This window comes from Nannocystis pusilla (genome assembly GCF_020073745.1).
In the GTDB taxonomy this organism is placed as follows: domain Bacteria; phylum Myxococcota_A; class Polyangia; order Nannocystales; family Nannocystaceae; genus Nannocystis; species Nannocystis radixulma.
This window is the reverse complement of record NZ_JAIRAU010000055.1, coordinates 1-8,993: the sequence shown is the minus strand read 5'-3', so window position 1 is coordinate 8,993 and position 8,993 is coordinate 1. Positions and strand designations below refer to the sequence as shown.

9 protein-coding genes are annotated in these 8,993 nt (G+C 72.0%); 4 read left to right on the top strand and 5 right to left on the bottom strand.

The genetic code is table 11. From position 1 onward, the window contains the following. Positions 1-87: 87 nt before the first annotated feature. Positions 88-1,185, bottom strand: coding sequence for a DUF4215 domain-containing protein (locus K7C98_RS37795; RefSeq protein ID WP_224196756.1), 1,098 nt, complete (start codon positions 1,183-1,185; stop codon positions 88-90). Between the two features lie 321 nt (positions 1,186-1,506). Here K7C98_RS37795 and K7C98_RS37790 point away from each other — a divergent pair, with 321 nt between their 5' ends. Continuing rightward, positions 1,507-3,351, top strand: coding sequence for a protein kinase domain-containing protein (locus tag K7C98_RS37790; RefSeq protein WP_224196755.1), 1,845 nt, complete (start codon positions 1,507-1,509; stop codon positions 3,349-3,351). Positions 3,352-3,510: 159 nt separating this feature from the next. On the opposite strand, the gene K7C98_RS37785 is transcribed toward K7C98_RS37790, so the two are convergent. After that, positions 3,511-3,840, bottom strand: a complete 330-nt coding sequence (locus tag K7C98_RS37785) for a YkgJ family cysteine cluster protein (protein ID WP_224196754.1) — start codon at positions 3,838-3,840, stop codon at positions 3,511-3,513. Positions 3,841-3,845: 5 nt separating this feature from the next. After that, a complete protein-coding gene (locus tag K7C98_RS37780) occupies positions 3,846-4,040 on the bottom strand; it encodes a hypothetical protein (protein ID WP_224196753.1) in 195 nt (64 codons plus the stop codon). 91 nt (positions 4,041-4,131) lie between these two features. On the opposite strand from K7C98_RS37780, the gene K7C98_RS37775 reads away from it, so the two are divergent. Together K7C98_RS37775 and K7C98_RS37770 are read left to right on the top strand one after the other, a co-directional pair. Then, a complete protein-coding gene (locus K7C98_RS37775; RefSeq protein WP_224196752.1) occupies positions 4,132-4,575 on the top strand; it encodes a J domain-containing protein in 444 nt (147 codons plus the stop codon). A gap of 354 nt (positions 4,576-4,929) precedes the next feature. Further along, positions 4,930-7,116: an alpha/beta hydrolase family protein gene (locus K7C98_RS37770; protein ID WP_224196751.1), complete on the top strand. Its 2,187-nt coding sequence runs from the start codon at positions 4,930-4,932 to the stop codon at positions 7,114-7,116. 71 nt (positions 7,117-7,187) lie between these two features. On the opposite strand, the gene K7C98_RS37765 is transcribed toward K7C98_RS37770, so the two are convergent. Together K7C98_RS37765 and K7C98_RS37760 are read right to left on the bottom strand one after the other, a co-directional pair. Then, positions 7,188-8,033, bottom strand: a complete 846-nt coding sequence (locus K7C98_RS37765; RefSeq protein ID WP_224196750.1) for a hypothetical protein — start codon at positions 8,031-8,033, stop codon at positions 7,188-7,190. Beyond that, a complete protein-coding gene (locus K7C98_RS37760; protein ID WP_224196749.1) occupies positions 8,030-8,326 on the bottom strand; it encodes a hypothetical protein in 297 nt (98 codons plus the stop codon). The genes K7C98_RS37765 and K7C98_RS37760 overlap by 4 nt, the downstream gene beginning before the upstream one ends. A 208-nt stretch (positions 8,327-8,534) precedes the next feature. Between K7C98_RS37760 and K7C98_RS37755 the strand changes: the two genes are divergently transcribed. Next, positions 8,535-8,993: IMP dehydrogenase (locus K7C98_RS37755; RefSeq protein WP_224196748.1), on the top strand; the 459-nt coding region annotated here is incomplete at its 3' end.

Below are 8,993 nucleotides of genomic sequence, written 5' to 3'. Positions count from 1 at the left end.
GTTCTGAGAGGGCACGCGCCGCTCGCCTGAGGCTCGCCGCAGGCGCCTGTCCGGAGAGCCAGGTACGAGGCGGTGAGCAGGTGCGGCTCAGTAGACCGCGCCGTGGAGGGTGAAGCGCAGGCGCGTGAGCGAGAGGGCCCCGCTGCCGCCGGAGGCGAAGATCCGCAGGCCCTGGAACTCATTGTTGTCGACGATGCAGGTGCCGAGGTCGACGCCGGTGCTGTGGATCGACCAGTCGTTGGCCATCATGCCGACGCCGCCGCAGTCGTTGAGCTGGTTCTGCACGGTGAAGGTCACCGACGAGCCGACCGAGTAGCTGCGGCCCTGCACGCACACGGTCGCGTAGTCGTAGGTGAGGCCGCCGATGCCGAACATGATCTGCAGCGCGCCGTTGCCGTCGACGATGGCGACCTTGCCGATCTGGTCCTGCGTGACCTGGACGTTCTGCCAGATGTCCCACACCTCCGGCCACGACTCGCCCTGCGGGGCCCACTCGGCCTCGCCCCACCCGGGCGTCGGCGAGTAGGTCCAGTCGGGGTTGGTCGAGGTGAAGGCGCCGGTGTAGTCGATCTCGAGCCAGACGCCGTCCGATGCAAAACCGCACGGATCGGCGGCCGGGGTCGGGGTGCAGTCGTCTTCGCAGCCGTCGCCCGGGATCTTGTTGCCGTCGTCGCACTGCTCGCTGCCCTCGACGACGCCGTCGCCGCACTCCGGCGGGGCGGGCGGTCCGCACAGGCCGGCGTCGCACTCGAGCCCGGGGCCGCAGAGGTCGTCCTGGCCGCAGGGACAGCCGTCCTGTCCGATCGGACAGGGCTCGCCGGTGGTGCCGTCGCCGGTGCTCGTGGAGCTGGTGCCGTCGCTGGTGCCGGTGGTGGCGACGGCGGTGGTGGCGTCGCTGGCGCCCGTATCGCCGCTCGTGTCGGTCGCGGAGGTGCCGCTGGCGGGCTCGCTGGTGCCCGTGGTGCCCGTGGTCTCGTCGGCCGTGGTCGCGCTGGTGGTGGTCTCGGTGCTCGCGGTCACGGACCCGGCGGATGTGGTCGGTGTCGGCTCGCCTGTGTCCCAGTCGGACGTCGACGCGCCGTCGCTCGCGGAGGCCGTGATGCCCGCGGAGGCCGTCGCCGGGCCGTGCGAGGGATCGCCGCAGGCGGCGAGGAGCAGGAGCGGACCGAAGCGATACGGGCGCATGGCGGCGGAGGATAAGGGGTGGCTCCGGAGCACGCGAGCCGAGAATCGCGCTGTTTGCACCAGCCGACCCCCGGCCTGCGCAGCACTTTGGTCGCGCGCAGCGGGTCCATGCTACGTTGGGTCGCACGACGGCACGCAGGCGCGGGCCGATCTCGCGCACCAGGACTCGCTCCACGGGCCCCTCCGGCCCTGACTTGCTTCACGGGCCTCCGGCCCTGACTGCTTCACGGGCCTCCGGCCCTGATTCGCTCCACGGGCCTCCGGCCCTGACTTGCTTCACGGGCCATCGGGCCCTGATTTCGCTTCCGCACCGAGGGCACGATGCCGGTTAAGAGATCCATCCCCGCATCCGGGACAGACGCCCTGATCGGCCAGACGATCGGCAGCCACTACACCCTGCAGCGCGTCCTGGAGCGTGGACCGCGGGTCCAGGCGTTCATCGCCACCCACCGCACGATGCACCGCACCGTCGTCATCCAGCTGCTGGCCGCGTCGTGGGCCGACGGCTCGCCCGCGGCCGCGCGCTTCGACGAGCAGGCCAAGGCGCTGGCCACGCTGGAGCACCCCAACATCGCGGCGGTGCACGACCACGGGCGTGAGTCCGGCCGGGTGTGGGTGGCCGTCGAGTTCGTCGAGGGCGAGACGCTGGCCGAGTACGTGCGGCAGATGGGCCGGCTGCAGCTCGAGGCGTTCGTGCCGATCGCGGCGCAGGTGCTCAAGGGGCTCGGCGGCGCGCACGTGCGCCGGATCGTCCACGGCGACTTCAACGCCAATCAGGTGATGCTGGTCGAGGAGCAGGGCCGCGCCAACTACGTCAAGCTGCTCGACCTCGGGATCTCGACGCTGCTCCAGCCGCCCGACGGCAGCGACGAGGACGCGCCGATGGTCGGCGAGCCGGCCTACCTCGCGCCCGAAGTCATCATGAACAAGCCGGCCGACGCGCGCTCCGACGTGTACGCCGTCGGCGTGCTGTTCTATCACATGCTGAGCGGCCGGCTGCCGTTCGAGGGCGACAGCCCGCGCGACGTGCTGCACAAGCACGTCAACGCCAAGCCGGTCCCGCTCGAGACGGCGCTGCCGCCCGACCACGGCGTGCCCGACGAGCTGATCCACCTGATCCACGACTGTCTGGCCAAGAACCCCGACAACCGGCCGAACGACGCCAACGAGATCGTCGAGCGGATGATCGACTGCGTGCCGGCGGCGATGTTCCGCCTGCCGGTCGCGGCCCCCCGCGCGCGCTCGGCGGCCAAGGAGAACCTGTCCCGCGGGCCTGGTGCCGGCGACGTCGAGGCGGCGCAGGACCGGGCCCGCTCGGCCACCCTGGCCGCCGCCGTCGAGGCCAGCGGCTCGCGCCCGATCCCGGTCATCGAGCCGCACCCGGCCGCCGAGGCCCACCCCGAGCCGAGCTCCGGCGGCGGGTCGGGCTGGATCTTCGCGCTGCTGGCGATCGTCGGCGTCGGCGTCGGCGTGTACTTCTACCTCGAGAGCCAGAAGCAGCCGATCGCGCCGCCGCCGATCGCCGCGCCGCAGGAGGTCCCGTCGCCGCAGAGCGCCGCCGGGCTGGCCAAGGCGCAGGAGTTCGAGGAAGCCGGCAAGCTGCAGGAGGCGCTCGCGGCCTACGAGGTCGTGCTCGTCACCGACCCGAACAACGCGCAGGCCAAGGAGCGTCAAGCTGCCCTGAAGGCCATGCTCCAAGAGGCAGACGCGAAGGCCCAGCAGCCGCCGCCCGACGAGCCGCCGCCGGAGACGAAGGTCGAGACGCCGCCGGAGACGAAGGTCGAGCCGCCGCCGGAGACGAAGGTCGAGACGCCGCCGGAGACGAAGGTCGAGACGCCGCCGCAGCCGCCCGCGCCGGTGGCGATCCAGGTCGAGGCCACGCCCAAGGCCGAGGTTTTCGTCGACGGGGTGTCGAAGGGCAAGACCCCGCTCGCGCTCGAGCTGCCCCCGGGGCCGCACCAGTTCGAGCTCAAGGCCAAGGGCTTCGATACCCACGTCGAGACGCTCGAGGTCGCGGCCGAGGGCCAGAAGGCGCTCAAGGCCAAGCTCAAGCGCAGCGATCGCAAGAGCTTCCGCGACGAGGAGAACGCCGCCTCCGAGGAGCTCGATCCGGAGGAGGGCGTCGGCACCAACATCGAGATCACGCGGCCCAAGAAGGGCGGCTGAGCGCCGCACGGCCGCTGCGAGCGTGCGCGCTGGTGGATGGACCTGGCCGAGGGGGCGGGTTCTTCCGGACATGTCCTGCGGGACATGTTCCTCGGCGATAGGCGCGATCCGTGGAGCCGGAGGTCGAGGCGCGCAGGCGACGGCCGCGAGCGGCCGGCTTCACACCCTCAGACCGCGGCTCTGGCGGTAGCGCTTGCAGAGGTCGCCGCCGGCCTCGACGCTGCGGCACGGCAGCGGTCGCTCGCGATAGATCTCGCAGCGCACGCGCGCGCCGATCCGCCCGCGCAGCGCGACGCAGCGGCCGTCGGGATGGAGCCGCAGGTGGGCGCCGCCGTCCTCGTCGCGGACCACCAACTTGCGCACGAGATCGGGGCGGCGCCACAGCGGCGCGTCGGGGTCGACCTCGATGTACTGCGAGAAGCCCTCGGCGCGGTTCTCCGGGGTGTTCTGACAGCAGGCCCCGCAGCTCAGGCAGTCGTAGCGGGCCACGGCGACTAGCCTCGCTCCTGCAGGCGCCCGGCGGTCGACGAGCTCACGGGCGTCGGTGCGCCGACGACCTCGGCGGTCTCGCCGCGACAACACTCCTCGAGGTTGGTGCCGCAGCGGACGCACTGGCCGTGGCCGTGGACCCACACCAGCGCGAGTGGTTGACCACACCAGGGACAGCGCCGGTCGCACGCCGATTGCACGCGCGCACGGTAGCGTCGCCGCGCAGGCTTGTCGACCCGCCGGCTGCCGAGCTCGCGCCGCGCGCCGCGGCGTGTGGCAAGCTCGCGGGGCATGCCGGCCTTCGTCGATCACTACCGCGTCCTGGGTGTCACGCCGACCGCCTCGGAGGCGGAGATCCGGCAAGCCTTCCGCCGCGCGGTGCACCGCCACCACGCCGATCGCAACCCGCACGACGCGGCGGCGAGCGAGCGCATGCGGGCCATCGTCGCCGCGCGCGACGTGCTGTGCGAGCCGCAGGCGCGGGCCCGCTTCGACCTGGCCCGCGCCGGGCAGCGCGCCGTCGACCCGCTGGCGGACCCGCTGATCCGAGCGACGGCCCGAGCGTGGGGTCAGGCCCCGCCGCCGAGCCCGCCGCCGCCGTCGCCGCCGGTCGAGGCGTTCGGCTGGGCCGCGGCCGCCGTCGTCGGTGCGGCCGGGCTGGCCGCCGCCCTCGGCCTGTCGCTGCTGGCCGCCGCCGGCCTGGCGACGTCGGTCCGCGCGCGTCGCCGGCCGTGATCTGCGTGTCGCCGGGAGCATGTCTTCTCGGGCATGTCTTCTGAAGCATGTCCTTTCGGCATGCTCCTGGGGACACGTGAAGGTCGGGTTGCGACGGACGCCGGGCGGGACTGTTCTGGACATCAGGTATTCCAGAACAGGAACTTTTGGACAGATCGATGCCGGCGCCGGCCTCGGCGAAAGCCCGGTGGCAGGAGAGATCGGGGCCCGGCGGAGCCCGTGGTTTGCAACTCGTCGCGCCTCGGCTGCGTCGGCGCCGGGCTCGCCGCGCCGAGAGTGGGCCCGAATCGCCGATCTGCGCCGCTCGGCTGCATAATTGCCCGGCGCGCGCCGGCGCCCGTATAGTCTCGCGCCATGGTGCGCGCCCGCCCCCGAATTCGAACGCTCCTCGGTCTGTCCACCCTCGCCGTCGCCTGCGGCGGCACGCGCGAGCACGTCGTCCGCGACTGTCCGCCCGCGCCGGAGGCGAAGGCCGCCGAGGCCGCCCCGAGCGGGCCGGCGCCGTTCGTCGAGCAGGCGATTGCGCCGCCGGGACAGCACCCGTTCTCGGTCCTCGACCTGCTGGCGTTCGATCGGATCAGCGATCCGCAGGTCTCGCCCAACGGCAAGAAGGTCGCGTTCGTGGTCCGCAAGACCGACCTCGAGGGCAACCGCGGGCGCAGCGACCTCTATGTCATGGGCATCGACGGCTCGGGGCCGATCCGGCTCACCACGGATCCCGAGAGCGAGTCGAGCCCGCGCTGGACCAGCGACAGCGAGACGCTCTACTTCCTCGGCAAGCACGAGGGCACGCAGCAGGTGTTCCGGGTGGCGATCGGCGAGACGCCGACGCGCGTGACCGACTTCCCGGTCGACGTCGGCGCGATCTTGGTCGGCCCCGGCGGCACGCTGCTGTTCTCGGCCGAGGTGTTCCCCGAGTGCGACGGCGCGAACGAGGGTCCGCTCGCGTGCACGGCCGGGCTGGTGCGCGACCGGGCGCGCAAGGACCGTGGCTCCGGCGTGGTGCACAACCGCCTGTTCGTGCGCCACTGGGACCAGTGGAAGGACGGCCGGCGCGCGCAGCTGTTCGCGTGGTCGCCCGGCGGCGGCGGCCAGCCGGTCCACCTCTCGCGCGGCATCGACGGCGACGTGCCGTCGAAGCCGTTCGGCGGCGTCGAGGAGTGGGCGGTCACCCCGGACGGTCACGGCGTGGTGTTCGCGGCCCGCGTCGCCGGCCAGACCGAGCCGTGGTCGACCAACTTCGACCTCTTCTTCGCCCCGCTCGACGGCTCGGCGGCGCCGAAGAACCTCACGCAGAAGAACCCGGCGTGGGACACCCGCCCGGCGTTCTCGCCCGACGGCAAGACGCTGGCGTACGTGGCGATGGCGCGCCCCGGCTACGAGGCCGACCGCTTCAGCCTGGTCCTTCAGCCATGGCCCGAAGGACAGCCGAAGATCCTCACCGGCGACTGGGACCGCTCGGTCAAGGAGTTCACGTGGAGCGGCGACGGCAAGACGATCTTCGCCGTCGCCGAGGACCTCGGCCGCACCTCGCTGTTCGCGGTCGACGCGGCCACGGGGGCGGCGCGCGAGCTGGTGCGCGGCGGGGCGATCCACGACGTCCAGCGCGTCGACGACCGCCTGCTGTTCCTGCGCAACGACCTCTCGCACCCCGACGAGATCTTCACCGCGGGGCTCGACGGCGAGGCCGAGCAGTTGTCGCACCTCAACGACGCCAAGGTGGCCGCGGCCGACGTCGGCGTGGCCGAGCAGTTCAGCTTCCCCGGGCACAAGAACGAGACGGTGTACGGCTGGGTCGTGCGCCCGCCGGGCCTCGCCGAGGGCGACAAGGCGCCGGTGGCGTTCCTGATCCACGGCGGTCCGCAGGGCTCGTACAGCGATCGCTGGAGCTACCGCTGGAACCCGCAGACCTACGCCGGCGCCGGCTATGCGGTGGTGATGATCGACTTCCACGGCTCGACCGGCTACGGCCAGGCGTTCACCGACACGATCCAGGACGACTGGGGCGGCGCGCCGCTGGTCGACCTGCAGAAGGGCCTGGCGGCCGCGCTGCAGCGCTACCCGTGGCTCGACGGCGACCGCGTGTGCGCGCTCGGGGCCTCGTACGGCGGCTTCATGGTCAACTGGATCGCCAGCCAGTGGCAGGCGCCGTTCCGCTGCCTCGTCAACCACGACGGCGTGTTCGACAACCGCATGATGTACTACGCCACCGAGGAGCTGTGGTTCCCCGAGTGGGAGCACCGCGGTCCGTACTGGCAGTTCGGCAAGCAGCACGAGGCGCACAACCCGGCCAACCACGTCGACCGCTGGCGCCTGCCGATGCTCGTCATCCACGGCGGCCTCGACTACCGGATCCCCGAGACGCAGGGCATCGCCACCTTCACCGCGCTGCAGCGCCGCGGCGTGCCGAGCCGGTTCCTGTACTTCCCCGACGAGAACCACTGGGTGCTGAAGCCGGTCAACAGCAAGGTGTGGCACGACAACGTGCTCGCCTGGCTCGACACCTGGCTGCGCGCGCCGGCGGCCAAGCCGGCCAAGTAGGCTGTCCCGACGGACAGGATCATCTGTCCGTTCGGGCAGGCGAGTGAAGCTGTCCCGACGGACAGCTTCGCTCAGACGCGCCGGGCCTGCGACATCGAGCGGGCCGCGGCCGCCGGGCCGGACATGCGCGACGGCGGCTTGGGGGCCAGGAGGGCGGACTGGATCAGCGCGGCGGCGGCGAAGCAGCTGAAGGCGAGCGCGCCGATCAGCTTGGAGACGGGGTCGGTGAGGTCGGTCTGCGCGGTCTTGCCGATCGCCACCAGCCACACGTCGACGACCAGGAAGGCCGCGCCGCCGAACGCCATGAGCAGGTAGGGCAGGGCGATGCTGCCGCCGACGAGCGGGCGTAGCAGCCACACCAGGTAGAGCCCGCCGGCGAACACGATCGCGTCGGACAGGGTGCTGATCCCGCTGGTGATCGCGCCGGCCCACGCGTCGCCGGTGGCCGGCATGCCGCGACTGGCCAGCCCGACGACGTTGTAGGCGATGAAGGCCAGGCCGGCGGTGGCCAGCGAGCCGAGGACCAGCAGCACGCGGGTGCGCGCGCCGCCTGTCCGTTCGGACAGCAGCTCCGAGCTGCCGAGCACGCGGCCGAAGCCGATGATCGAGCCGGCGAAGAAGATGTTGCCGAGGATGAGGAGGATGTTCTGGACCTTGATGTCGGCGAGCGCCCAGCCCTGCCAGGTGGCGACGCGGATCATCGGGATCATCGCCAGCGACAGCAGCAGCACCGTCCACGGCCGTCGCGGCGGGTCGCCCGCGCCGAAGCGGAGCACCACCAGGGCGCACAGCGCGACCGCGATCGCCTCGACGCCGCGGTGCCAGGCGTCGCCGGCGCCGAACAATTCCTCGGCGGCGTAGCGGCCGCCGACGGCGACCAGACAGAGCAGCAGGGCGAGGCCTCGCGGGGCGTTCACGACGGTTCCTCCGTGGCTCCGAGATCGGCGAGCACGCGGACCGTCACCTCGTTGCCGATGAGCGTGCGCAGCATCGGCCGCAGGGTGGTCTGCGCCAGCTCCACGTCGTCAGGCCCGAGAGCGGCGGCGTCCTTGCCGGCCCGCTTGCAGATCATGGCCAGCGCGCGCTTCGCCGTGTGCGGCCCAAGAAGCGGGGTCAGCACGGTGACGACGCGCTCGGCGAAAGGGCCATCAATGGGCTGTACAGGCGGCACAACCGACGCTCTGGTGACGGCGCCGACCACGGCGCCCACGGACGCTGGAGCTTATCTCACCTTGTCGTCGCGTGATCGTCCAGGTCGCCGACGGATCACGACTCGCGCGCATCGCCGCCGTGAGATTGATTCGTAACCACGCGTGCGCACGGCCGGCGCGCGAAGTCGTCAGGTAACGCACGCCTTCGCGCATGCGCGCACAGGTTCGCGTTGGGTAGTCTCCCGCAACCTTTCTAAGGGAGCAGGCATGGCTGCGATCGAGATCCGCGAGGCGTTGACGTTCGACGACGTGTTGCTCGTCCCGGGCTACAGCGAGGTGCTGCCGTCGCAGGTCGAGGTGCAGAGCCGGCTGACGCGCGACATCATGGTCAACATCCCGCTGGTCTCGGCGGCGATGGACACGGTCACCGAGGCCGCGACCGCGATCTGCATGGCGCGTCACGGCGGCCTCGGCATCATCCACAAGAACCTGAGCCCGGAACAGCAGGCTCAGGAGGTGCGCAGGGTCAAGCGCAGCGAGAGCGGCATGGTGGTCGACCCGATCACGGTCACCGCCGAGCAGACCCTGCGCGAGGCGCTCGCGCTCATGCACGCGCACGGCTTCTCCGGCCTGCCCGTGGTCGAGGGCAAGCGCCCGGTCGGGATCCTGACCAGCCGCGACGTCCGCTTCGAGACCAACCTCGATCAGGCGGTCGGGCGCGTGATG

Coding starts and splice junctions, on each gene's coding strand:
- K7C98_RS37795 (WP_224196756.1), bottom strand. CDS start 1,185: ATGCGCCCGTATCGCTTCGGTCCGCTCCTGCTCCTCGCCGCCTGCGGC.
- K7C98_RS37790 (WP_224196755.1), top strand. CDS start 1,507: ATGCCGGTTAAGAGATCCATCCCCGCATCCGGGACAGACGCCCTGATC.
- K7C98_RS37775 (WP_224196752.1), top strand. CDS start 4,132: ATGCCGGCCTTCGTCGATCACTACCGCGTCCTGGGTGTCACGCCGACC.
- K7C98_RS37770 (WP_224196751.1), top strand. CDS start 4,930: ATGGTGCGCGCCCGCCCCCGAATTCGAACGCTCCTCGGTCTGTCCACC.